The organism is Streptomyces sp. NPDC044003 (assembly GCF_056435185.1).
The window spans coordinates 248,230-272,173 of record NZ_JBWKFA010000005.1 but is presented as its reverse complement, the minus strand read 5'-3'; the positions used below and the strand labels follow the sequence as shown (position 1 = coordinate 272,173).

General features: G+C 71.4%; 22 protein-coding genes. 21 read left to right on the top strand and 1 reads right to left on the bottom strand.

What is annotated here, in order from left to right; translation table 11 throughout:
• The first annotated feature begins 1 nt into the window (after position 1).
• From AC07AW_RS21665 to nusB, 13 genes are all read left to right on the top strand, one after another.
• On the top strand, positions 2-355 hold the full coding sequence (locus tag AC07AW_RS21665) for a DUF6167 family protein (RefSeq protein WP_478817110.1): 354 nt from the start codon (positions 2-4) through the stop codon (positions 353-355).
• Complete coding sequence (alaS, locus tag AC07AW_RS21660) at positions 355-3,024, top strand: alanine--tRNA ligase (RefSeq protein WP_478817109.1); 2,670 nt, start codon at positions 355-357, stop codon at positions 3,022-3,024. Before AC07AW_RS21665 ends, alaS begins: the two co-directional genes overlap by 1 nt.
• 2 nt (positions 3,025-3,026) lie before the next feature.
• Positions 3,027-3,491, top strand: a complete 465-nt coding sequence (gene ruvX / locus AC07AW_RS21655) for a Holliday junction resolvase RuvX (protein ID WP_030693079.1) — start codon at positions 3,027-3,029, stop codon at positions 3,489-3,491.
• A 102-nt stretch (positions 3,492-3,593) separates the two neighbouring features.
• Positions 3,594-5,348: an endolytic transglycosylase MltG gene (gene mltG, locus AC07AW_RS21650; RefSeq protein ID WP_478817108.1), complete on the top strand. Its 1,755-nt coding sequence runs from the start codon at positions 3,594-3,596 to the stop codon at positions 5,346-5,348.
• Positions 5,329-6,171, top strand: coding sequence for a shikimate dehydrogenase (locus AC07AW_RS21645; RefSeq protein WP_478817107.1), 843 nt, complete (start codon positions 5,329-5,331; stop codon positions 6,169-6,171). The genes mltG and AC07AW_RS21645 overlap by 20 nt, the downstream gene beginning before the upstream one ends.
• A 144-nt stretch (positions 6,172-6,315) precedes the next feature.
• The gene (aroC, locus tag AC07AW_RS21640) at positions 6,316-7,500 is read left to right on the top strand and encodes a chorismate synthase (RefSeq protein WP_478817106.1); all 1,185 of its coding nucleotides are present in this window, start codon (positions 6,316-6,318) and stop codon (positions 7,498-7,500) included.
• A complete protein-coding gene (locus AC07AW_RS21635; protein WP_478817105.1) occupies positions 7,497-8,015 on the top strand; it encodes a shikimate kinase in 519 nt (172 codons plus the stop codon). The genes aroC and AC07AW_RS21635 overlap by 4 nt, the downstream gene beginning before the upstream one ends.
• Positions 8,012-9,109, top strand: a complete 1,098-nt coding sequence (aroB, locus tag AC07AW_RS21630) for a 3-dehydroquinate synthase (RefSeq protein WP_184932496.1) — start codon at positions 8,012-8,014, stop codon at positions 9,107-9,109. Before AC07AW_RS21635 ends, aroB begins: the two co-directional genes overlap by 4 nt.
• Entirely contained in the window at positions 9,106-9,552 is a 447-nt protein-coding gene (aroQ, locus tag AC07AW_RS21625; protein ID WP_478817104.1) for a type II 3-dehydroquinate dehydratase, read from the top strand. Before aroB ends, aroQ begins: the two co-directional genes overlap by 4 nt.
• 140 nt (positions 9,553-9,692) lie before the next feature.
• Entirely contained in the window at positions 9,693-10,724 is a 1,032-nt protein-coding gene (locus tag AC07AW_RS21620) for an AAA family ATPase (RefSeq protein ID WP_478817103.1), read from the top strand.
• Between the two features lie 60 nt (positions 10,725-10,784).
• A complete protein-coding gene (locus AC07AW_RS21615; RefSeq protein ID WP_478817102.1) occupies positions 10,785-11,897 on the top strand; it encodes an aminopeptidase P family protein in 1,113 nt (370 codons plus the stop codon).
• Between the two features lie 49 nt (positions 11,898-11,946).
• Entirely contained in the window at positions 11,947-12,513 is a 567-nt protein-coding gene (gene efp, locus AC07AW_RS21610) for an elongation factor P (protein WP_352021702.1), read from the top strand.
• Between the two features lie 2 nt (positions 12,514-12,515).
• A complete protein-coding gene (nusB, locus tag AC07AW_RS21605; protein WP_478817101.1) occupies positions 12,516-12,953 on the top strand; it encodes a transcription antitermination factor NusB in 438 nt (145 codons plus the stop codon).
• Positions 12,954-13,103: 150 nt separating this feature from the next.
• Here nusB and bldD read toward each other — a convergent pair whose 3' ends face one another.
• On the bottom strand, positions 13,104-13,604 hold the full coding sequence (bldD, locus tag AC07AW_RS21600; protein WP_017242229.1) for a transcriptional regulator BldD: 501 nt from the start codon (positions 13,602-13,604) through the stop codon (positions 13,104-13,106).
• A 245-nt stretch (positions 13,605-13,849) separates the two neighbouring features.
• Here bldD and pyrR point away from each other — a divergent pair, with 245 nt between their 5' ends.
• The 8 genes from pyrR (at position 13,850) to pyrF (ending at position 23,801) form a co-directional block, all read left to right on the top strand.
• Entirely contained in the window at positions 13,850-14,419 is a 570-nt protein-coding gene (gene pyrR, locus AC07AW_RS21595; RefSeq protein WP_478817100.1) for a bifunctional pyr operon transcriptional regulator/uracil phosphoribosyltransferase PyrR, read from the top strand.
• An 84-nt stretch (positions 14,420-14,503) separates the two neighbouring features.
• Entirely contained in the window at positions 14,504-15,484 is a 981-nt protein-coding gene (locus tag AC07AW_RS21590) for an aspartate carbamoyltransferase catalytic subunit (RefSeq protein WP_478817099.1), read from the top strand.
• Between the two features lie 2 nt (positions 15,485-15,486).
• Positions 15,487-16,773 (top strand): dihydroorotase, encoded by a 1,287-nt coding sequence (locus tag AC07AW_RS21585; RefSeq protein WP_478817098.1) that lies wholly within the window; start codon positions 15,487-15,489, stop codon positions 16,771-16,773.
• Positions 16,770-17,342, top strand: coding sequence for a PH-like domain-containing protein (locus AC07AW_RS21580; protein WP_478817097.1), 573 nt, complete (start codon positions 16,770-16,772; stop codon positions 17,340-17,342). Before AC07AW_RS21585 ends, AC07AW_RS21580 begins: the two co-directional genes overlap by 4 nt.
• A complete protein-coding gene (gene carA, locus AC07AW_RS21575; RefSeq protein ID WP_478817096.1) occupies positions 17,339-18,481 on the top strand; it encodes a glutamine-hydrolyzing carbamoyl-phosphate synthase small subunit in 1,143 nt (380 codons plus the stop codon). Before AC07AW_RS21580 ends, carA begins: the two co-directional genes overlap by 4 nt.
• Positions 18,474-21,782: a carbamoyl-phosphate synthase large subunit gene (gene carB / locus AC07AW_RS21570; protein WP_478817095.1), complete on the top strand. Its 3,309-nt coding sequence runs from the start codon at positions 18,474-18,476 to the stop codon at positions 21,780-21,782. The genes carA and carB overlap by 8 nt, the downstream gene beginning before the upstream one ends.
• A gap of 73 nt (positions 21,783-21,855) precedes the next feature.
• Positions 21,856-22,968, top strand: coding sequence for a quinone-dependent dihydroorotate dehydrogenase (locus AC07AW_RS21565; protein WP_478817387.1), 1,113 nt, complete (start codon positions 21,856-21,858; stop codon positions 22,966-22,968).
• The gene (gene pyrF, locus AC07AW_RS21560; RefSeq protein ID WP_398439244.1) at positions 22,965-23,801 is read left to right on the top strand and encodes an orotidine-5'-phosphate decarboxylase; all 837 of its coding nucleotides are present in this window, start codon (positions 22,965-22,967) and stop codon (positions 23,799-23,801) included. Before AC07AW_RS21565 ends, pyrF begins: the two co-directional genes overlap by 4 nt.
• Positions 23,802-23,944: the final 143 nt, after the last annotated feature.

The window sequence follows — 23,944 nt, the reverse complement described above, 5'->3', positions numbered from 1 at the left end:
GATGTTCCGCCGCACGTTCTGGTTCACGGCCGGCGCAGCCGCCGGCGTGTGGGCCACCACCAAGGTCAACCGGAAGCTGAAGCAGCTGACCCCCGAGAGCCTCGCGGCCCAGGCGGCGAACAAGGCCCTCGAGACCGGCCACCGCCTCAAGGACTTCGCCCTCGACGTGAGGGCGGGCATGGTCCAGCGGGAGGCCGAGCTGGGTGAGGCGCTCGGCCTTGACGCCCCCGTGGACCAGGGCCGGGAGCTCCCGGAGCCGCGCCGGAGGGCCGCGCTCGGCCAGGCCGCGCGACCGACCACCTATTCGTTTTCCAAGATGCCTTCGAGTTCGTACAACCGGAATGAGGACCACTGATGGAGTCGGCTGAAATCCGCCGCCGCTGGCTGAGCTTCTTCGAGGAGCGCGGGCACACCGTCGTCCCTTCGGCGTCGCTCATCGCGGACGACCCGACTCTGCTGCTCGTCCCGGCCGGCATGGTGCCGTTCAAGCCCTACTTCCTGGGCGAGGTCAAGCCGCCCTTCACGCGCGCCTCCAGCGTGCAGAAGTGTGTGCGCACGCCGGACATCGAGGAGGTCGGCAAGACCACCCGGCACGGCACGTTCTTCCAGATGTGCGGCAACTTCTCCTTCGGTGACTACTTCAAGGAAGGCGCCATCAAGCTCGCCTGGGAGCTGCTGACCACCCCGGTGGAGCACGGCGGCTACGGGCTCGAGCCGGAGAAGCTCTGGATCACCGTCTACCAGGAGGACGACGAGGCCGAGCAGATCTGGCGCGACGTCGTCGGCGTCCCCGCCGAGCGCATCCAGCGCCTCGGCAAGAAGGACAACTACTGGTCGATGGGCGTCCCCGGCCCCTGCGGCCCGTGCTCCGAGATCAACTACGACCGCGGCCCCGAGTTCGGCGTCGAGGGCGGCCCGGCCGTCAACGACGAGCGGTACGTGGAGATCTGGAACCTGGTCTTCATGCAGTACGAGCGCGGCGAGGGCTCCGACAAGGAGAACTTCCCGATCCTCGGCGAGCTGCCGTCGAAGAACATCGACACGGGCCTCGGCCTGGAGCGCCTGGCGATGATCCTCCAGGGCGTCCAGAACATGTACGAGACGGACACCCTCCAGGTCGTCATCGACAAGGCCACCGAGCTCACCGGCGTCGCCTACGGCAAGGCCCACGACAGCGACGTGTCGCTCCGCGTGGTCGCCGACCACATGCGCACCTCCGTCATGCTCATCGGTGACGGCGTCACCCCCGGCAACGAGGGCCGCGGCTACGTGCTGCGCCGCATCATGCGCCGCGCCGTCCGCAACATGCGCCTCCTCGGCGCCACCGGCCCGGTCGTCCAGGACCTCGTCGACACCGTGATCAACACGATGGGCGAGCAGTACCCGGAGCTGGTCACCGACCGCAAGCGCATCGAGACCGTCGCCCTCGCCGAAGAGGCCGCCTTCCTCAAGGCCCTCAAGGGCGGCACGAACATCCTCGACACCGCCGTCACCGAGACCAAGGCCGCCGGCGGCACGATCCTCGCCGGCGAGAAGGCCTTCCTGCTCCACGACACCTGGGGCTTCCCGATCGACCTCACCCTGGAGATGGCCGCCGAGCAGGGCCTCTCCGTGGACGAGGACGGCTTCCGCCGCCTGATGAAGGAGCAGCGGGACCGGGCCAAGGCCGACGCCAAGGCCAAGAAGACCGGCCACGCCGACATGACCGCGTACCGGGAGATCGCCGACGGCAACGGCGCCACCCAGTTCACGGGCTACACCAACACCGAGGGCGAGACCACGGTCGTCGGCCTCCTCGTGAACGGCGTCCCCTCGCCGGCCGCCTCCGAGGGCGACGAGGTCGAGGTCGTCCTCGACCGCACCCCCTTCTACGCCGAGGGCGGCGGCCAGATCGCCGACCAGGGCCGCATCAAGCTGCACAGCGGCGCCGTCATCGAGGTCCGCGACGTCCAGCAGCCGGTCCCGGGCGTCTCGGTCCACAAGGGCTCCGTGCAGGTCGGCGAGGTGACCGTGGGCTCGACCGCCTACGCCACCATCGACGTCAAGCGCCGCCGGGCCATCGCCCGCGCCCACTCCGCCACGCACCTGACGCACCAGGCCCTGCGTGACGCCCTCGGCCCGACGGCCGCCCAGGCCGGTTCCGAGAACCAGCCCGGCCGCTTCCGCTTCGACTTCGGCTCGCCGAACGCCGTCCCCGGCGCCGTCCTCACCGACGTCGAGCAGAAGATCAACGAGGTCCTCTCGCGCGAGCTGGAGGTCCACGCCGAGGTCATGCCGATCAACGAGGCCAAGCGCCAGGGCGCCATCGCCGAGTTCGGCGAGAAGTACGGCGAGCAGGTCCGTGTCGTCACCATCGGCGACTTCTCCAAGGAGCTGTGCGGCGGTACGCACGTCGGCAACACCGCCCAGCTGGGCCTGGTGAAGCTGCTCGGCGAGTCGTCCATCGGCTCCGGCGTGCGCCGTATCGAGGCCCTCGTCGGCGTCGACGCGTACAACTTCCTCGCCCGCGAGCACACGGTCGTCGCCCAGCTCCAGGAGCTCGTCAAGGGCCGTCCGGAGGAGCTGCCGGAGAAGATCTCCTCGATGCTCGGCAAGCTGAAGGACGCCGAGAAGGAGATCGAGAAGTTCCGCGCGGAGAAGGTCCTCCAGGCCGCCGCCGGTCTCGTGGACTCGGCCCGCGACATCCGCGGCGTCGCCCTCGTCACCGGGCAGGTCCCGGACGGCACCGGCGCCGACGACCTCCGCAAGCTGGTCCTGGACGTCCGCGGCCGTATCCCTTCCGACCGCCCGACCGTCGTGGCCCTGTTCACCACGGTGGGCGGCAAGCCGCTGACGGTCATCGCCACCAACGAGGCCGCCCGCGAGCGCGGTCTCAAGGCCGGCGAGCTGGTCCGTACGGCCGCCAAGACCCTCGGCGGCGGTGGCGGCGGCAAGCCGGACGTCGCCCAGGGCGGCGGCCAGAACCCGGAGGCCGTCGGCGAGGCCATCGCCGCCGTCGAGCGCCTCGTGGTGGAGACGGCGTGACGATGCGCCGCGGCCGCCGTCTCGCGGTCGACGTCGGGGACGCCCGGATCGGGGTCGCCTCGTGCGACCCCGACGGGGTCCTCGCGACGCCAGTGGAGACCGTGCCGGGACGTGACGTCCCGGCCGCCCACCGGCGGCTCCGCCAGATCGTCGAGGAGTACGAGCCGATCGAGGTCGTCGTGGGTCTGCCCCGCTCGCTCAGCGGGCGGGAGGGCCCGGCCGCGACCAAGGTCCGCGCCTTCGCCCGGGAGATGGCCAAGGGCATCGCCCCGGTGCCGGTCCGGCTCGTCGACGAGCGGATGACCACCGTCACCGCGACCCAGGGCCTGCGGGCCTCTGGCGTGAAGGCGAAGAAGGGGCGGTCCGTCATCGACCAGGCCGCCGCTGTGATCATCCTTCAGAACGCTCTTGAGTCCGAACGGGTATCAGGTAATCCGCCCGGCGAGGGCGTCGAAGTGGTCATCTGATCGCGATACGGTAACGTTCCGCGCGATGCGGCGGTGTTCGAACAGCTGCCGCACTACGTAGAGGCGGATCGTCCGGAAGCCTCGCGGCTGTTTTGGGGATCGATGACTGAGTATGGCCGGGGCTCTGGCTCCGAACCGTGGCACCCCGGGGACCCGCTCTACGGGGACCAGGGGTGGGAGGGCCAGCAGCAGTACCCGCACCCGCAGCAGCCGAACCAGTACGGCCACGGCGGCCAGGGCTACGTGGACCCGTACGCCCAGGGCGGTCACGCCGGGCAGGGCTACGGGGGCGACCCGTACCAGCAGCAGGCGCAGCAGCAGTACCAGCAGCCCCAGCAGCAGTACGTCGATCCCCAGTACCAGCAGCAGGCCCAGCCTCAGTACCAGCAGCCGCAGCAGTACCAGACGGGGTACCCGGGCGGTTACGACACGCCCGGGCACCCCGCACAGCAGTACGACGGCAACTGGGAGACCGGCCAGGCGGCGATGGCCTACGGCGCGCCGCCGGCCGATCCGTACGGCGGCCAGAACCCGGACCTCTACGGCACGCCCGAGGCGTACCCGCCGCCCCAGCCGCCCGGCCGCCGGCAGAACCCGCCGGAGCCGGTCGTCGACTGGGCGCCGGAGGAAGAGGCGCACCCGGAGCCGGAGGAGGAGAAGCACCCCTTCTTCACCGGTGACTCCGACGACGACTACGACGACTACGACGACTACGGCGACGAGCCGGGCCGCGGCTCGCGGGACCCCGACCGCGAACGCCGGAGCAAAGCGAAGAAACGCAAAGGCAAGAACGGTGTGGCCTGCCTGGTCGTCGCGCTCGTCCTCGCGGGCGGCGTCGGCGGCGTCGGCTACTTCGGCTACCAGTTCTGGCAGGGCGAGTTCGGCGCGGCGCCCGACTACGTGGGCGCGGGCAGCGGCGAGGTCCAGGTCGAGATCCCGAAGGCCGCGGGCGGCTACGAGATCGGCAACATCCTCAAGAAGGCGGGCGTCGTGAAGAGCGTCGACGCCTTCGTCTCGGCGCAGCAGAAGGACCCTCAGGGCCTCTCGATCCAGGCGGGTGCCTACACCCTGAAGAAGGGGATGTCGGCCGAGGCCGCGGTCAAGCTGATGCTGAACCCGGCCAGCCAGGCCAACCTGATCATCCCCGAGGGCAAGCGGAACGCCTGGGTCTACGAGAAGCTCGACGAGCGTCTCGACCTCGCGCCCGGCACCACGAAGAAGATCGCATTCGCGAAGGCGGACTCGCTCGGCCTGCCCGACTGGGCCAAGAACCACGAGGACGTCAAGGACCCGCTCGAAGGATTCCTCTTCCCGGCGAGCTACCCGGTCGCGAAGGGCGGCAAGCCCGAGGTCGCGCTCCGCAAGATGGTGGCGCGCGCGAATCAGGAGTACACCAAGCTGGACCTGGAGGCGAAGGCGCAGGGGCTCGGCGTCAAGGACCCGTGGGAGCTGCTCACGGTCGCCAGCCTGGTCCAGGCGGAGGGCAAGACCCACGACGACTTCCGCAAGATGGCCGAGGTCGTCTACAACCGCCTGAAGCCGAACAACACCGAGACGAACCAGAAGCTCCAGTTCGACTCGTCCTTGAACTACCTGAAGGGTCAGTCCGAGATCAAGATCTCGGAGAAGGAGGCCAACTCCAACATGGACCCGTACAACACGTACACGAACAGGGGCCTGCCGCCCGGCCCGATCAGCAACCCGGGCAACGACGCGCTGGCCGCCATGCTCAGCCCGACGAACGACGGCTGGCTCTACTTCGTCGCCACCGACGGCATGCACAAGACCGAGTTCGCCAAGACCTACGCCCAGTTCAAGACACTGAGGGACAAGTTCAATGCCAACACGGGCCAGTGAGACGGGCCGTCGCGCGGCCGTCCTCGGTTCGCCGATCGCCCACTCGCTCTCCCCGGTCCTGCACCGGGCCGCGTACGCCGAGCTCGGTCTCGACGGCTGGTCGTACGAGCGCTTCGAGGTCGACGAGGCGGCGCTGCCCGGGTTCGTCGGCGAGCTGGACAGCAGCTGGGCCGGGCTCTCGCTGACCATGCCGCTCAAGCGGGCGATCATCCCGCTGCTCGACGAGATCAGCGACACGGCCGCCTCTGTGGAGGCCGTCAACACCGTCGTCCTCCGGGAGGACGGGCGCCGGGTCGGCGACAACACCGACATCCCCGGCATGATCGCCGCCCTGAGCGAGCGGGGCGTCGAGAAGGTGGAGTCGGCGGCCGTCCTCGGCGCCGGCGCCACCGCCTCCTCCGCGCTCGCCGCCCTCGCCCGGATCTGCGCGGGCCCCGTCACCGCGTACGTACGGAGCGAGGCGCGGGCCGAGGAGATGCGCGGCTGGGGCGAGCGCCTCGGCGTGGACGTCCGTACGGCCGACTGGGAGCGGGCGGCGGAGGCCTTCGACGCGCCGCTGGTCATCGCGACCACCCCGGCCGGCACCACGAACGCCCTGGCGAGCGACGTACCCGACCGGGTCGGCACGCTCTTCGACGTCCTGTACGACCCCTGGCCGACGCCGCTCGCGTCCGCCTGGGCCGACCGCGGCGGAAAGGTCGTCGGCGGCCTCGACCTCCTCGTCCACCAGGCCGTCCTCCAGGTCGAGCAGATGACGGGCGTCCCGAGGGCCCCACTCGCCGCCATGCGCGCGGCGGGGGAGCAGGCGCTGGCGGCCCGGTAGGCCCCGATCGGATCGCGCCGCGTCCGATAGCTGGACCGGAGGGCCGGTTCGTCCCCCGGACGTGGGAGGATCAGGGGTGGCGGGCCAGGGCCGCGCACCCGGCCGCGTCGTCGCAGTGCCCAGGCGCGAGCATGAGGAGCATCGTTGAGCAGGTTGCGTTGGCTGACCGCTGGGGAATCCCACGGACCCGCGCTGGTCGCGACGCTGGAGGGTCTTCCCGCCGGCGTCCCGGTCACCACTGAGCTGGTGGCGGACCACCTCGCGCGGCGACGCCTCGGCTATGGGCGTGGCGCCCGCATGAAGTTCGAGCAGGACGAGGTCACCTTCCTCGGCGGTGTCCGGCACGGACTCTCCCTCGGTTCCCCGATCGCCGTCATGGTCGGCAACACCGAGTGGCCCAAGTGGGAGAAGGTCATGTCGGCCGACCCGGTCGACCCCTCGGAGCTCAAGGAGACGGGCCGCAACGCGCCCCTGACCCGGCCCCGGCCCGGCCACGCCGACCTCGCCGGCATGCAGAAGTACGGCTTCGACGAGGCCCGGCCGATCCTGGAGCGCGCCAGCGCCCGGGAGACCGCCGCCCGTGTCGCCCTCGGCGCCGTCGCCCGGTCCTTCCTCAAGGAGGCCGCCGGCATCGAGATCGTCTCGCACGTCGTCGAGCTGGCCGCCGCCAAGGCTCCGTACGGCGTCTACCCGACCCCCGCCGACGTCGAGAAGCTCGACGCCGACCCGGTCCGCTGCCTCGACGCCGACGCGTCGAAGGCGATGGTCGCCGAGATCGACCAGGCCCACAAGGACGGCGACACCCTCGGCGGCGTCGTCGAGGTCCTCGCCTACGGCGTGCCCGTCGGGCTCGGCTCGCACGTCCACTGGGACCGTCGTCTCGACGCCCGGCTCGCCGCCGCCCTCATGGGCATCCAGGCCATCAAGGGCGTCGAGGTCGGCGACGGCTTCGAGCTCGCCCGCGTGCCCGGCTCGAAGGCCCACGACGAGATCGTGCGCACCGAGGACGGCATCAAGCGCACCTCCGGCCGCTCCGGCGGCACCGAGGGCGGTCTGACCACCGGCGAGCTGCTGCGCGTCCGTGCCGCGATGAAGCCGATCGCGACCGTCCCGCGCGCCCTGGCCACGATCGACGTCGCCACCGGCGAGACCGCGGCCGCCCACCACCAGCGCTCCGACGTGTGCGCCGTCCCCGCCGCCGGCATCGTCGCCGAGGCCATGGTCGCGCTCGTCCTCGCGGACGCGGTCGTCGAGAAGTTCGGCGGCGACAGCGTCCCCGAGACCCGCCGCAACGTGCAGTCGTACCTCGACAACCTGACCATCCGGTGACCGGCGGACCCCTGGTCGTCCTCGTCGGGCCCATGGGCTCCGGCAAGTCCACGGTGGGCGCGCTCCTGGCCGAACGGCTCGGCGCGCCCTACCGGGACACCGACGCCGACATCGTCGCCGCCGAAGGACGCGAGATCTCCGACATCTTCGTCGAGGACGGCGAGGACCACTTCCGCGCCCTGGAGCGGGCCGCGGTCGCCGCGGCCGTCGCCGAGCACGAGGGCGTCCTCTCCCTCGGCGGCGGCGCGATCCTGGACGCCGGGACCCGCGCCCTGCTCACCGGGCTGCCCGTCGCGTACCTCTCGATGGACGTCGAGGAGGCGGTCCGCCGTGTCGGCCTGAACACCGCGCGGCCGCTGCTCGCCATCAACCCGCGCCGCCAGTGGCGCGAGCTGATGGAGGCGCGCCGCCATCTGTACACCGAAGTCGCCCGGGTCGTCGTCAGCACGGACGAGCGCACCCCCGAAGAGGTCGCCCAGGCGGTCCTCGACGCACTGGAGTTGAAGGACGTATGACGGACCAGGACCAGGTGACCCGTATCCAGGTCGGCGGATCCGCGGGCACCGATCCGTACGAGGTACTGGTCGGGCGGCAGCTCCTCGGTGAGCTGCCCGCCCTGATCGGCACCCAGGCCAAGCGGGTCGCCGTGATCCACCCGGAGGCGCTCGCCGACACCGGCGAGGCGCTCCGCGCCGACCTCGCCGAGCAGGGCTACGAGGCGGTCGCCATCCAGGTGCCGAACGCCGAGGAGGCGAAGACCGCAGAGGTCGCCGCCTACTGCTGGAAGGCGCTGGGTCAGACCGGCTTCACCCGCAGCGACGTCGTCGTCGGCGTCGGCGGCGGCGCCACCACCGACCTCGCGGGCTTCGTGGCCGCGACCTGGCTGCGGGGCGTCCGCTGGATCGCCGTGCCGACCACCGTCCTGGCCATGGTCGACGCGGCCGTCGGCGGCAAGACCGGCATCAACACCGCCGAGGGCAAGAACCTCGTCGGCGCCTTCCACCCGCCCGCCGGGGTCCTCTGCGACCTCGCGGCGCTGGACTCGCTGCCGGTGCACGACTACGTCAGCGGGCTCGCGGAGATCATCAAGGCCGGCTTCATCGTCGACCCGGTGATCCTCGACCTCATCGAGGAGGACCCGCAGGCCGCCCGCACCCCGGCCGGACCGCACACCGCCGAGCTGCTCGTCCGCTCGATCAAGGTCAAGGCCGAGGTCGTCTCCGGCGATCTCAAGGAGTCCGGCCGCCGCGAGATCCTCAACTACGGCCACACCCTCGCCCACGCCATCGAGAAGAACGAGCGGTACAAGTGGCGCCACGGCGCCGCCGTCTCCGTCGGCATGGTCTTCGCCGCCGAGCTCGGCCGCCTCGCCGGGCGGCTCGACGACGCCACCGCCGACCGGCACCGGGCGATCCTGGAGTCCGTCGGCCTGCCGCTCACCTACCGCGGCGACCAGTGGCCGAAGCTCCTGGAGACCATGCGGGTCGACAAGAAGTCCCGCGGCGACCTGCTGCGCTTCATCGTGCTCGACGGGCTCGGCAAGCCGACCGTCCTGGAGGGCCCCGACCCGGCCGTCCTGATCGCGGCGTACGGCGAGGTGTCCGCGTGAGCGAGACGCGTCCGGTTCTGGTGTTGAACGGCCCCAACCTGGGCCGTCTCGGCTCCCGCGAGCCCGACATCTACGGCGCGACCTCCTACAAGGGGCTCGTCGAGTCCTGCCGGACGCTCGGCGCGGAGCTGGGCTTCGACGTCGAGGTCCGGGAGACCAACGACGAGGGCGAGATGATCCGCTGGCTCCACGAGGCCGCGGACGGCTCGATCCCGGTGGTGATCAACCCCGGCGCGTTCACGCACTACTCGTACGGGATGCGGGATGCCGCCGCCCAGCGGACCGCCCCGCTGATCGAGGTGCACATCTCGAACCCGTACGCCCGTGAGGAGTTCCGGCACACCTCGGTCGTCGCGGCCGTGGCGACCGGGACGGTCGCCGGGTTCGGGATCGGTTCCTACCGGCTGGCGCTGCGGGCGCTCGCCGAGGAACTCGCCGAGTGACAGCGCCTGACAGGGCCTGAAGGGCACCAGGGGGCGTCCCCGGCCGTTCCCCCTGTGGGGGCCGGGGGCGGTAACGTTCCGCCGTCCACGGACACACCGGTCCGGGGATCCGACAGGCGTACGAGACGGAGTGGCACCGGATGCAGCACGCAGTGGGGGGTCCGGCGGGCGGCGGGGACCCCGGCGGTCAGCCGCCCGTTCCGCCGCCGGGCCCGCCGGGTGCCCCGTACCCGGGGCCGGCGTCCGGGCCGCCCCGCCTCGGTGTGCATCCGACGGTCCAGGCCGGGGCTCCGCGGCCTCCGCACGCCGCACCGGGCTGGGGCACCCCCGGAGGCATACCGCAGCATCCGGCGGCCCCCCAGCACCCCGCGGCACCCCACCCCGCCGGCGCGCCGCACCAGGGAGCCCCGCAGCACCCCGGCTCCGGGCCGCACCCCGCCGCTCCGCAGCACCCCTCCGCCGCCCCGCAGCATCCCGGCTCCGGGCAGCATCCCGCCGCCGGGCCGCAGCACCCCTCCGCCGCCCCGCCGCGCGGAGACCTGACCGGACATGTGCCGCTGCCGCCCGTGAGCGCGCCCCTCGCGCCGCCCGTGGAGCACGGTGCCGGGACCGGCGCGGCGACCCTCGCCGTTCTCCTCATCGGCCCCGCGGGCGCCGGCAAGACGACCGTCGCCCGGCACTGGGCCCAGCGCCGCCGCGTGCCCACCGCGCACATCAGCCTGGACGACGTCCGCGAGTGGGTCTGCTCCGGCTTCGCCGACCCGCAGTCCGGCTGGAACGAGCATTCCGAGGCGCAGTACCGGCTCGCCCGCCGCACCTGCGGCTTCGCCGCGCGCAACTTCCTCGCCAACGGCATCTCCTGCATCGTCGACGACGCCGTCTTCCCGGACCGGCCCGTCGTCGGCCTCGGCGGCTGGAAGCGCCACGTCGGCCCCGGCCTGCTGCCCGTCGTCCTCCTGCCCGGCCTGGAGATCGTCCTGGAGCGCAACGCCGAGCGCAGCGGCAACCGGCGCCTCTCGGACGAGGAGGTCGCCGCCATCCACGGCCGGATGGCCGGCTGGTACGGCTCGGGCCTGCCGATCATCGACAACTCCACGTACGACGTCGAGACCACCGCCCGTGTCCTCGACGACGTCCTCGCCCGCGCGATCGCGAGCCCGCCCACCTGGTGACCCTGCCCGGACGGCCGTTCTGAACAGGACGCCCCGGCGCCGCGCTCGTAGGCTCGGAGCATGTCAGAGGTGTATGCGGACCGCCGTGTACGGCTGCGCGACCGAAGCGCCGCCGCGGGCAGCCCGGCGGCCCTGGTCTCCCGCCCCGCCAACGTCCGCTATCTCGCGGGTGGTTCACCGCCCGGCGCCGTCCTGCTCGTCGGGCCGGAGCCGGAGACGGACGTCCTGCTCTGCCCCGTAGCGCCCGGTGGCGAACCGGCCGACGGACGGCTCGACGAACTCCTCCGGCAGCAGATCCTGCCCACCGGGGGAGGCGATCCGGCGGTCGCCGCCGTCGATCTCGCCCGCCGGGCCGGCGCCGACGCGTTGGCCGTCGAGGAGCACCATCTGACGGTCGCCCGGCACCGGGCCATGGGCTCCGTCGCCCCCGGACTGCGCCTCGCCGACCTCGCCTGCGCCGTGGAACAGCTCAGGATCGTCAAGGACGAGGACGAGATCGCCTGTCTGCGGATCGCGGCGGAGATCGCCGACCAGGCCCTCGGCGAGCTCCTGGAGTCGATCCTCGTCGGGCGGACCGAGCGCCACCTCGCCCTGGAGCTGGAGCGGCGCCTCGTCGACCACGGCGCCGACGGGGCCGCCTTCCCCACCTCGGTGGGCACCGGCCCGCACTCCGGGCGCCGCGGGCACCGGCCCACCGACCGCCGGGTCGAGGAGGGCGATTTCCTCTCCGTCTGCCTCGGCGCGGACTACCGGGGCTACTGCTGCGAGATCGGCCGCACCTTCGTCATCGGCACCACCCCCGCCGACTGGCAGATCGAGCTGTACGAGCTCGTCTTCGCCGCTCAGCGGGCCGGACGCGAGTCCCTCGCACCGGGTGCCGAATACCGGGACGTGGACCGGGCGGCCCGCCAGATCCTGGACGCCGCGGGGCACGCGGAGGCCGCCGTGCCCCTCACGGGGCACGGTGTGGGGCTCGAAATCGACGAGGACCCGCAGCTCTCACCCTCGGCCATGGGTAAACTGGACGCTTGTGTGCCGGTCACCGTCGAACCGGGGGTCCACCTCCCGGGCCGGGGCGGGGTCCGGATCGATGACACGCTCGTCGTGCGCCAGGAGGCGGACGGCGGACCCGAGCTACTCACCATCACGACCAAGGAGCTGCTCGCGCTGTAGGGCGCGTACGCCTCCCTGGTCCCACGTCAGTCCAGGAGATTCCGCAACCGTGGCTTCCACGAACGACCTCAAGAACGGCATGGTGCTCAAGCTCGACGGGGGCCAGCTCTGGTCCGTCGTCGAGTTCCAGCACGTCAAGCCCGGCAAGGGCCCGGCTTTCGTGCGCACCAAGCTCAAGCACGTGCTCTCCGGCAAGGTCGTCGACAAGACCTTCAACGCCGGTACGAAGGTCGACACGGCCACCATCGACCGCCGCGACATGCAGTTCTCCTACATGGACGGCGAGTACTTCGTCTTCATGGACATGGAGACGTACGACCAGCTGCACATCGACCGGAAGAACGTCGGTGACGCCGCCAACTTCCTCATCGAGGGCTTCACCGCCTCCGTGGCGCAGCACGAGGGCGAGGTGCTCTACGTCGAGCTCCCGGCCGCCGTCGAGCTGGTCATCCAGCACACCGACCCGGGCGTCCAGGGCGACCGCTCCACCGGTGGCACCAAGCCCGCCACCCTGGAGACCGGCCACGAGATCCAGGTCCCGCTCTTCATCACCACCGGTGAGAAGGTCAAGGTCGACACCCGCGACAGCAGCTACCTCGGCCGGGTGAACAAGTAACCGTGGCCGCTCGGAGCAAGGCGCGCAAGCGCGCCTTCCAGATCCTCTTCGAGGCGGACCAGCGTGGTGCCTCCGTCCAGGAGGTCCTCGCGGACCAGGTCCGGCACGCGCGGTCGGACGACCGCCAGCCGCCGGTCAGCGACTTCACGATGCAGCTGGTCGAGGGATACGCGGCCCACGAGGCGCGGATCGACGATCTCATCGCGACCTACGCGGTGGACTGGGACCTCGACCGGATGCCCGTCGCCGACCGGAACATCGTGCGCCTCGGCGCGTACGAGCTGCTCTGGGAGGACGGCACGCCCGACGCGGTCGCCATCGACGAGGCGGTGCAGCTCGCCAAGGAGTTCTCCACCGACGAGTCCCCGACCTTCGTCAACGGTCTCCTGGGGCGCTTCAAGGATTTGAAGCCGCGCCTGCGCCGGGACGCGGACGCCTAGTCCCGTACGGCATGCGAAGGGGCCCGCAGCACTCGGTGCTGCGGGCCCCTTCGCGTACGGCCGGCCCCTGGGGGAAAAGCACCGGGCCCGTGGACGTCGGATGACGTCCACGGGCCCGGCGGTACGTTTCTGCTGTGCCCTCGTAAGGGGTCAGTTGTCCTCGTGGGCGACCGCGCGGCGCGCGTCCGCGTCCAGGACGCCCCAGCTGATCAGCTGCTCGGTGAGGACCGAGGGGGACTGGTCGTAGATGACGGCGAGCGTGCGCAGGTCGTCCTGACGGATCGACAGCACCTTGCCGTTGTAGTCGCCGCGCTGCGACTGGATCGTCGCGGCGTAGCGCTGGAGCGGGCCCGCCTTCTCCTGCGGGACGTGGGCCAGGCGCTCCAGGTCGAGGACCAGCTTCGGCGGCGGCTCGGCGGCCCCGCCCGGAGTCGTGCCCGGCAGGAGCTCCTGCACCGGCACCCCGTAGAAGTCGGCCAGCTCGGCAAGACGCTGCACGGTCACCGCGCGGTCTCCGCGCTCGTACGAGCCGACCACGACCGCCTTCCAGCGGCCCTGGGACTTCTCCTCCACCCCGTGGAGGGACAGACCCTGCTGGGTGCGGATGGCACGGAGTTTGGCCCCGAGCTGCTTTGCGTATTCGCTGGACATAACGCTCCCGGACGCTGTGACGACATGCGGCTGCGCCGCGCGGCTGGTAACTCACTGTGAGGTTACGCAGCGTTACACCTACCCGTCAAGCCGAATGGTCCGTACCGCCCCCTCCCGGGGGACGGCGCCCGGAGGGGCGACAGGGGTGCGCGGGAAACGGCCACCTACCCCTGGTAGAGTGAACGGCGCAAATCCGACGTCCTTTAAGAGCCGTCCCGTGAGGCGGAGAAGGAGGTCCGTTTTCCATGGACACTCAGCAGCAGTACAGCGACGAGGCGCGGCCCGTTCTCGAGGCCCCCGACATCGCGCGGGTCCTGACCCGCATCGCCCACGAGATCGTCGAGCGCGCCAAGGGCGCCGACGACGTGGTCCTCCTCGGCATCCCCACCCGCGGCGTCTTCCTCGCCCGCCGACTCGCCGAGAAGCTCGAATCGATCACCGGCACCAAGATCCCGGTCGGTTCCCTCGACATCACCATGTACCGGGACGACCTGCGGCTGAAGCCGGCCCGCGCCATCGGCCGCACCGAGATCCCCGGTGACGGCATCGACGGCCGCCTCGTCGTCCTCGTCGACGACGTCCTCTTCTCCGGACGCACCATCCGCGCCGCCCTCGACGCCCTCGGCGACATCGGCCGCCCGCGCGCCGTCCAGCTCGCGGTCCTCGTCGACCGCGGCCACCGCGAACTTCCGATCCGCGCCGACTACGTCGGCAAGAACCTCCCCACGTCGCTGCGGGAGACGGTCAAGGTGCAGCTCGCCGAGGAAGACGGTCGCGACACCGTCCTGCTCGGCTCCAAGCCCGCCTCCTCCTAGCCGGACCGGCACCCCCGACGGGTCCGGGGCACAGCCCTGCGCACCCGCACGCCCTCACCCTCCCCACCACGGAGCGAAACCCCGATGATGCGTCACCTCATCTCGGCCGCCGACCTCACCCGCGACGACGCCGTCCAGATCCTCGACACCGCCGAGGAAATGGCCCGGGTGGCCGACCGGCCCATCAAGAAGCTGCCGACCCTGCGCGGCCGGACCATCTGCAACCTCTTCTTCGAGGACTCCACCCGCACCCGGATCTCCTTCGAGGCCGCCGAGAAGCGCCTCTCCGCCGACGTGATCAACTTCGCGGCCAAGGGCTCCAGCGTCTCCAAGGGCGAGTCCCTCAAGGACACCGCGCAGACCCTGGAGGCCATGGGCGTCGACGCGGTCGTCATCCGGCACGGCGCCTCCGGAGCCCCCTACCGGCTCGCCACCTCCGGCTGGATCGACGCCCCCGTCATCAACGCCGGCGACGGCACCCACCAGCACCCCACCCAGGCCCTCCTGGACGCCTTCACCATGCGCCGCCGCCTCGTGGGCCGCGACGCCGGCCTCGGCCAGGACCTGGCGGGCAAGCGCATCACGCTGGTGGGCGACGTCCTGCACAGCCGGGTCGCCCGCTCCAACGTCGACCTGCTCCACACCCTCGGCGCCGAAGTCACCCTGGTGGCCCCGCCGACCCTGGTCCCCGTCGGCGTCGAGACCTGGCCCTGCGACGTCTCGTACGACCTCGACAGCGTGCTGCCGAAGTCCGACGCGGTGATGATGCTGCGTGTGCAGCGCGAGCGGATGAACGCCGCCTTCTTCCCGACCGAGCGCGAGTACTCGCGCCGCTACGGGCTGGACGGCGAGCGGATGGCGAAGATGCCCGAGCACGCCATCGTCATGCACCCCGGCCCGATGGTCCGCGGCATGGAGATCACCGCCGAGGTCGCCGACTCCGACCGCTGCACGGTCGTCGAGCAGGTCGCCAACGGCGTCTCCGTCCGGATGGCCGTCCTCTACCTGCTTCTGGGCGGCAACGAGTCCGCCGTCAGCCACACCCGCACCGAGGAGAACAAGTAACCATGAGCAAGATCCTTATCCGCGGTGCCAAGGTCCTCGGCGGCGACACCCAGGACGTCCTCATCGACGGCGAGACCATCGCCGAGGTCGGCACCGGACTCTCCGCCGAGGGCGCGACCGTGATCGAGGCCGACGGCCAGATCCTGCTGCCGGGCCTCGTCGACCTCCACACCCACCTGCGCGAGCCCGGCCGCGAGGACTCCGAGACCGTCCTCACCGGCACCCGCGCCGCCGCCTCCGGCGGCTACACCGCCGTCTTCGCCATGGCCAACACCCACCCGGTCGCCGACACCGCCGGCGTCGTCGAGCAGGTCTACCGCCTCGGCCAGGAGCACGGCTACTGCGACGTCCAGCCCATCGGCGCCGTCACCGTCGGCCTGGAGGGCAAGAAGCTCGCCGAGCTCGGCGCCATGCACGACTCCGCCGCCGGCGTCACCGTCTTCTCCGACGACGGCAAGTGCGTCGACGACGCCGTGATCATGCGCCGCGCCCTGGAGTACGTGAAGGCCTTCGGCGGCGTCGTCGCCCAGCACGCCCAGGAGCCCCGCCTCACCGAGGGCGCCCAGATGAACGAGGGCGTCGTCTCCGCCGAGCTCGGCCTCGGCGGCTGGCCCGCCGTCGCCGAGGAGTCGATCATCGCGCGCGACGTCCTCCTCGCCGAGCACGTCGGCTCCCGCGTCCACATCTGCCACCTCTCCACCGCCGGCTCCGTCGAGATCGTCCGCTGGGCCAAGTCCCGCGGCATCGACGTCACCGCCGAGGTCACCCCGCACCACCTCCTCCTCACGGACGAGCTGGTCCGCTCGTACAACCCCGTCTACAAGGTCAACCCGCCGCTGCGCACCGAGAAGGACGTCCTCGCCCTCCGCGAGGCGCTGGCCGACGGCACGATCGACATCGTCGCCACCGACCACGCCCCGCACCCGCACGAGGACAAGGACTGCGAGTGGGCCGCGGCCGCCATGGGCATGGTCGGCCTGGAGACCGCCCTCTCCGTCGTCCAGCAGACGATGGTCGAGACCGGCCTCCTCGACTGGGCCGGCGTCGCCGAGCGCATGTCCTTCGCGCCCGCCCGCATCGGACAGGCCAAGGGCCACGGACGCCCCGTCTCGGCAGGTGAGCCCGCGAACCTGACGCTGGTCGATCCGGCTTACCGTGGTGTCGTGGACCCCGCGGACTTCGCCTCCCGCAGCCGCAACACCCCCTACGAGGGCCGCGAGCTGCCGGGACGCGTCACCCACACCTTCCTGCGGGGCCGGGCAACGGTCGTGGACGGGAAGCTGGCGTGACACCACTCATCGCAATCGCCGCAGAGGCTGCCGAGCAGAAATCGGCGGAGGTGACCGACTGGGCCGGGCGGCTCGGCTGGGTCGCCGGACTGCTGCTCTTCGTCGTCCTCGTGTACTGGCTCATGCGCCAGGGCTGGAAGTGGCGCGGCAGCCTCCAGTCGGACCTGCCCGAGCTCCCCACCGCGCCGGAGACCACCGGTGAGGCGAAACTGACTCTCAGCGGGCGCTACCACGGGTCCACGACCGCCGGGCAGTGGCTCGACCGGATCGTCGCCCACGGCCTCGGCACCCGCAGCCGCGTCGAGCTCACGCTCACCGACGCCGGGATCGAGGTCGTCCGCCCCGGGGCGAACGACTTCTTCGTCCCGGCCGCCGCCCTGCGCGAGGCCCGCCTCGACAAGGGCATCGCCGGCAAGGTCCTCGCCGAGGGCGGGCTCCTGATCGTCACCTGGGAGCACGGCGGCAAGCAGCTCGACTCCGGCTTCCGCTCCGACCGGGCGGCCGAGCACACGGCCTGGGTCGAGGCCATCAATTCCATGATCAACACGACGGAAGGCATCGCACGATGACGACCTCCACCAGGGGAGCCGCCAAGACTCCCGCCGTACTCGTCCTGGAGGACGGCCGCATCTTCCGCGGCCGCGCCTACGGGGCCGTGGGGGAGACCTTCGGCGAGGCCGTGTTCTCCACCGGCATGACCGGCTACCAGGAGACCCTCACCGACCCGTCGTACCACCGGCAGGTCGTGGTCATGACCGCCCCCCACGTCGGCAACACCGGCGTCAACGACGAGGACCCCGAGTCCGCGCGCATCTGGGTCTCCGGCTACGTCGTCCGCGACCCCGCCCGCGTCTCCTCCAACTGGCGCTCCCAGCGCTCGCTCGACGAGGAGCTGCGCAACCAGGGCGTCGTCGGCATCCAGGGCATCGACACCCGCGCCCTCACCCGCCACCTGCGCGAGAGCGGCGCCATGCGCGTCGGCATCTTCTCCGGCAGCGCGCTCCCCGACGAGGGCACCATGCTCGCCGAGGTCCGCCAGCAGCCCGAGATGAAGGGCGCGAACCTCTCCGCCGAGGTCGCCACCAAGGAGACCTACGTCGTCCCCGCGATCGGCGAGAAGAAGTTCACCGTCGCCGCCGTCGACCTCGGCATCAAGGGCATGACCCCGCACCGGATGGCCGAGCGCGGCATCGAGGTCCACGTCCTGCCCGCCACCGCCACCGCCGAGGACATCTACGCCGTCCAGCCCGACGGGGTCTTCTTCTCCAACGGCCCCGGCGACCCGGCGACCGCCGACGGCCCCGTCGCCGTCATGCAGGCCGTCCTGGAGCGCAAGACGCCGCTCTTCGGCATCTGCTTCGGCAACCAGATCCTCGGCCGCGCCCTCGGCTTCGGCACCTACAAGCTGAAGTACGGCCACCGGGGCATCAACCAGCCCGTGCAGGACCGTACGACCGGCAAGGTCGAGGTCACCGCGCACAACCACGGCTTCGCCGTCGACGCGCCCCTCGACAAGGTCTCCGACACCCCCTACGGGCGTGCCGAGGTCTCCCACGTCTGCCTGAACGACAACGTGGTGGAAGGCCTCCAGCTGCTCGACCAGCCGGCCTTCTCCGTCCAGTACCACCCCGAGGCGGCCGCGGGCCCGCACGACGCCGCGTACCTCTTCGACCGCTTCGTATCCCTGATGGAGGCCGAGCGTGCCTAAGCGCACCGATATCCAGTCCGTCCTGGTCATCGGCTCCGGCCCGATCGTCATCGGCCAGGCCGCCGAGTTCGACTACTCCGGCACCCAGGCCTGCCGCATCCTCAAGGCCGAGGGCCTGCGGGTGATCCTGGTCAACTCCAACCCGGCCACGATCATGACCGACCCGGAGATCGCCGACGCCACCTACGTCGAGCCGATCACCCCCGAGTTCGTCGAGAAGATCATCGCCAAGGAGCGCCCCGACGCGCTCCTGCCCACCCTCGGTGGCCAGACCGCGCTCAACACCGCGATCTCCATGCACGAGCAGGGTGTCCTCGAGAAGTACGGCGTCGAGCTCATCGGCGCCAACGTCGAGGCCATCAACAAGGGCGAGGACCGCGACCTCTTCAAGGGCGTCGTCGAGGCCGTCAAGGCCAAGATCGGCTACGGCGAGTCCGCCCGCTCCGTCATCTGCCACTCCATGGACGACGTCCTCAAGGGCGTCGAGACGCTCGGCGGCTACCCCGTCGTCGTCCGCCCCTCCTTCACCATGGGCGGCGCCGGCTCCGGCTTCGCCCACGACGAGGACGAGCTCCGCCGCATCGCCGGCCAGGGCCTCACGCTCTCCCCGACCACCGAGGTGCTCCTGGAGGAGTCCATCCTCGGCTGGAAGGAGTACGAGCTGGAGCTCATGCGCGACAAGCACGACAACGTCGTGGTCGTCTGCTCCATCGAGAACTTCGACCCGATGGGCGTCCACACCGGTGACTCGATCACCGTCGCCCCGGCGATGACGCTCACCGACCGCGAGTACCAGCGGCTGCGCGACATCGGCATCGCGATCATCCGCGAGGTCGGCGTCGACACCGGCGGCTGCAACATCCAGTTCGCCGTCAACCCGGACGACGGCCGGATCATCGTCATCGAGATGAACCCGCGCGTCTCCCGCTCCTCCGCGCTCGCCTCCAAGGCGACCGGCTTCCCGATCGCCAAGATCGCGGCCCGTCTCGCCGTCGGCTACACGCTGGACGAGATCCCGAACGACATCACGGAGAAGACCCCGGCGTCCTTCGAGCCCACGCTCGACTACGTCGTCGTCAAGGCCCCGCGCTTCGCCTTCGAGAAGTTCCCGCAGGCCGACTCCACCCTCACCACCACGATGAAGTCGGTCGGCGAGGCCATGGCCATCGGCCGCAACTTCACCGAGGCGCTCCAGAAGGCCCTGCGCTCCCTGGAGAAGAAGGGCTCGCAGTTCACCTTCGTCGGCGAGCCCGGCGACAAGGCCGAACTGCTGCGCGAGTCGGTCCGCCCGACCGACGGCCGCATCAACACCGTCATGCAGGCCATCCGCGCCGGCGCCACCCCGCAGGAGATCTTCGACGCCACGAAGATCGACCCGTGGTTCGTCGACCAGCTCTTCCTGATCAAGGAGATCGCCGACGAGCTGGCCGCCGCCGAGAAGCTCCACCCCGAGCTGCTCGCCGAGGCCAAGCGCCACGGCTTCTCCGACGCCCAGATCGCCGAGATCCGCGGCCTGCGCGAGGACGTCGTCCGCGAGGTCCGGCACGCCCTCGGCGTCCGCCCGGTCTACAAGACGGTCGACACCTGCGCCGCCGAGTTCGCCGCCAAGACCCCGTACTTCTACTCGTCCTACGACGAGGAGTCCGAGGTCGCCCCGCGCGAGAAGCCCGCCGTGATCATCCTGGGCTCCGGCCCGAACCGCATCGGCCAGGGCATCGAGTTCGACTACTCCTGCGTCCACGCCTCCTTCGCCCTGAGCGACGCCGGCTACGAGACCGTGATGGTCAACTGCAACCCGGAGACCGTCTCGACGGACTACGACACCTCCGACCGCCTGTACTTCGAGCCGCTGACGCTGGAAGACGTGCTGGAGATCGTCCACGCCGAGACCCTCGCGGGCCCCGTCGCCGGTGTCGTCGTCCAGCTCGGCGGCCAGACCCCGCTCGGTCTGTCGCAGGCGCTCAAGGACAACGGCGTGCCGGTCGTCGGCACCTCCCCGGAGGCCATCCACGCCGCCGAGGACCGCGGCGCCTTCGGCCGCGTCCTCGCCGAGGCCGGGCTCCCCGCGCCGAAGCACGGCACCGCGACCACCTTCACCGGCGCCAAGGCCATCGCCGACGAGATCGGCTACCCCGTCCTCGTACGCCCCTCGTACGTGCTCGGCGGCCGCGGCATGGAGATCGTGTACGACGAGGCCCGCCTGGAGTCGTACATCGCCGAGTCCACCGAGATCAGCCCCACCCGGCCGGTCCTGGTCGACCGCTTCCTCGACGACGCCATCGAGATCGACGTGGACGCGCTCTACGACGGCACCGAGCTCTACCTCGGCGGCGTCATGGAGCACATCGAGGAGGCCGGCATCCACTCCGGCGACTCGGCCTGCGCCCTGCCCCCGATCACCCTCGGCGGCTTCGACATCAAGCGCCTGCGCGCCTCCACCGAGGCCATCGCCAAGGGCGTCGGCGTCCGCGGCCTGATCAACATCCAGTTCGCCATGGCCGGCGACATCCTGTACGTCCTGGAGGCCAACCCGCGCGCCTCCCGGACCGTCCCCTTCACCTCGAAGGCGACCGCCGTGCCGCTCGCGAAGGCCGCCGCCCGCATCTCGCTCGGCGCCACCATCGCCGAGCTGCGCGCCGAGGGCCTGCTGCCGAAGAACGGCGACGGCGGCACCCTGCCGCTCGACGCGCCGATCTCCGTCAAGGAGGCCGTGATGCCGTGGTCGCGCTTCCGCGACGTGCAAGGCCGCGGCGTCGACACCGTCCTCGGCCCGGAGATGCGCTCCACCGGCGAGGTCATGGGCATCGACGCGGTCTTCGGCACGGCCTACGCCAAGTCGCAGGCCGGCGCCTACGGCCCGCTGCCCACCAAGGGCCGCGCATTCATCTCGGTCGCCAACCGCGACAAGCGCTCGATGATCTTCCCGGCCCGCGAGCTCGTCGCCCACGGCTTCGAGCTGCTCGCCACCTCCGGCACCGCCGAGGTCCTCAAGCGCAACGGCATCAACGCCACGGTCGTCCGCAAGCTCAGCGAGGGCGAAGGCCCGAACGGCGAGAAGACCATCGTCCAGCTCATCCACGACGGCCAGGTCGACCTGATCGTCAACACCCCGTACGGCACCGGCGGCCGCCTCGACGGCTACGAGATCCGTACGGCAGCGGTGGCACGCAGCGTCCCCTGCCTCACCACGGTCCAGGCGCTCGCCGCGGCCGTCCAGGGCATCGACGCGCTCAACCACGGCGACGTGGGCGTCCGCTCGCTCCAGGAGCACGCGGAGCACCTGACCGCGGCCCGCGACTAGCAAGCCCGTACGAGGAGGGGGACACCGGCAGTACTGCGGTGTCCCCCTCGTCATGACCTGGAGCCACCCCAGCATGTACAAGTTCTTCTTCAACCTGGTCTTCAAGCGCATGGACCCCGAGCAGGCCCACTACACGGCCTTCCGCTGGATCCGCCTCGCCGCCCGCGTCCCGGTGCTCCGCACCTTCGTCGCCGCCGTCCTCGCGCCCCGCCACAAGGAGCTGCGCACCGAGGCCCTCGGCCTCCGCATGCACGGCCCCTTCGGGCTCGCCGCCGGCTTCGACAAGAACGCCGTCGCCATCGACGGCATGGCGATGCTCGGCTTCGACCACGTCGAGATCGGCACCGTCACCGGCGAGGCCCAGCCCGGCAACCCCAAGAAGCGCCTCTTCCGGCTCGTCCCGGACCGCGCCCTGATCAACCGCATGGGCTTCAACAACGAGGGCTCCGCCGCCGTCGCCGCGCGCCTGGGCGCCCGCAGGGCGGTCTTCAGGACCACCGTCGGCGTCAACATCGGCAAGACCAAGGTCGTCCCCGAGGCCGAGGCCGCCGCCGACTACGTGAAGTCCACCGAGCGCCTCGCCGCGCACGCCGACTACCTCGTCGTCAACGTCTCCTCCCCGAACACCCCGGGCCTGCGCAACCTCCAGGCCACCGAGTCCCTGCGCCCGCTCCTCACGGCCGTCCGCGAGGCCGCCGACCGCACGGTCACCGACCGCCGGGTCCCGCTCCTCGTCAAGATCGCCCCCGACCTGGCCGACGAGGACGTCGACGCGGTCGCCGACCTCGCCCTGGAGCTCGGCCTCGACGGCATCATCGCCACCAACACCACCATCGCGCGCGAGGGCCTCGGCCTGAAGTCCGACCCCGCGCTGATCAAGGAGACCGGCGGCCTGTCCGGCGCGCCCGTCAAGGAGCGCTCCCTGGCCGTCCTGCGCCGCCTCCACGCGCGCGTGGGCGACCGCCTGGTCCTGGTGGGCGTCGGCGGCATCGAGAACGCCGAGGACGCCTGGCAGCGCATCCTCGCCGGCGCCACCCTCATCCAGGGCTACAGCGCCTTCATCTACGAGGGCCCGTTCTACGCCCGCGCGATCCACAAGGGCCTCGCCGCGCGCCTCGCGACCTCCCCGTACGCCACCCTCGCCGAGGCCGTCGGCGCCGACAACCGAAAGGCCACCACCAAGTGACTCTCTCCTTCGGCACCCGCCTGCGCTCCGCCATGGACGAGCGCGGCCCGCTCTGCGTCGGCATCGACCCGCACGCCGCCCTGCTCGACTCCTGGGGCCTGACCGACGACATCGCCGGCCTGGAGCGCTTCACCTTCACCGTCGTCGAGGCCCTCGCCGAGACCGTGGCCGTCTTCAAGCCGCAGTCCGCCTTCTTCGAGCGCTTCGGCTCGCGCGGCATCGCCGTCCTGGAGCGCGCCACCGCCGATCTGCGGGCCGCGGGCGGCCTGGTCGTCATGGACGCCAAGCGCGGCGACATCGGCTCCACCATGGCCGCGTACGCGGAGACCTTCCTGCGCAAGGACTCCCCGCTCTTCTCCGACGCCCTGACGGTCTCCCCGTACCTCGGCTACGGGGCCCTGAAGCCGGCCGTCGACCTGGCCCGGGAGTCCGGCGCCGGCCTCTTCGTGCTCGCCCTCACCTCCAACCCGGAGGGCGCGGAGGTCCAGCGGGCGGTCCGCGAGGACGGCCGGACGATCGGCGCGACCATGCTCGCCCACCTCGCCGAGGAGAACGCGGGGGAGACCCCGATGGGCTCCTTCGGCGCGGTCGTCGGCGCCACCCTCGGCGACCTGTCCTCCTTCGACCTGGACATCAACGGGCCGCTCCTCGCCCCCGGCATCGGCGCCCAGGGCGCGACCCCCGCCGACCTCCCGGCCGTCTTCGGCGCGGCGGTCCGCAACGTCGTCCCGAACGTCAGCCGCGGGGTCCTCAGGAACGGACCGGACGTGGCCGCCCTGCGGGACTCGGCGCACCGCTACGCGGACGAGATCCGCGCGGCCGTCGCCGGCTGACGGGTCTCCCGGACAATCCGCAGGTCGGAGGGGCGGGAGCGCTCGAAGGTGAGCCGTCTCACCACTTGACGAAATCTTGGCTCAAAACCGGGTCGTTATGCCGGAAAAGTCCTGGTCGGTCGATGCTGACCAGGACTTTTCTG

Coding starts and splice junctions, on each gene's coding strand:
- AC07AW_RS21590 (WP_478817099.1), top strand. CDS start 14,504: ATGATGCGTCACCTCATCTCGGCCGCCGACCTCACCCGCGACGACGCC.
- alaS (WP_478817109.1), top strand. CDS start 355: ATGGAGTCGGCTGAAATCCGCCGCCGCTGGCTGAGCTTCTTCGAGGAG.
- AC07AW_RS21585 (WP_478817098.1), top strand. CDS start 15,487: ATGAGCAAGATCCTTATCCGCGGTGCCAAGGTCCTCGGCGGCGACACC.
- mltG (WP_478817108.1), top strand. CDS start 3,594: ATGACTGAGTATGGCCGGGGCTCTGGCTCCGAACCGTGGCACCCCGGG.
- carA (WP_478817096.1), top strand. CDS start 17,339: ATGACGACCTCCACCAGGGGAGCCGCCAAGACTCCCGCCGTACTCGTC.
- AC07AW_RS21565 (WP_478817387.1), top strand. CDS start 21,856: ATGTACAAGTTCTTCTTCAACCTGGTCTTCAAGCGCATGGACCCCGAG.
- AC07AW_RS21615 (WP_478817102.1), top strand. CDS start 10,785: ATGTCAGAGGTGTATGCGGACCGCCGTGTACGGCTGCGCGACCGAAGC.
- AC07AW_RS21665 (WP_478817110.1), top strand. CDS start 2: ATGTTCCGCCGCACGTTCTGGTTCACGGCCGGCGCAGCCGCCGGCGTG.
- AC07AW_RS21620 (WP_478817103.1), top strand. CDS start 9,693: ATGCAGCACGCAGTGGGGGGTCCGGCGGGCGGCGGGGACCCCGGCGGT.
- ruvX (WP_030693079.1), top strand. CDS start 3,027: ATGCGCCGCGGCCGCCGTCTCGCGGTCGACGTCGGGGACGCCCGGATC.
- AC07AW_RS21645 (WP_478817107.1), top strand. CDS start 5,329: ATGCCAACACGGGCCAGTGAGACGGGCCGTCGCGCGGCCGTCCTCGGT.
- aroB (WP_184932496.1), top strand. CDS start 8,012: ATGACGGACCAGGACCAGGTGACCCGTATCCAGGTCGGCGGATCCGCG.
- bldD (WP_017242229.1), bottom strand. CDS start 13,604: ATGTCCAGCGAATACGCAAAGCAGCTCGGGGCCAAACTCCGTGCCATC.
- pyrR (WP_478817100.1), top strand. CDS start 13,850: ATGGACACTCAGCAGCAGTACAGCGACGAGGCGCGGCCCGTTCTCGAG.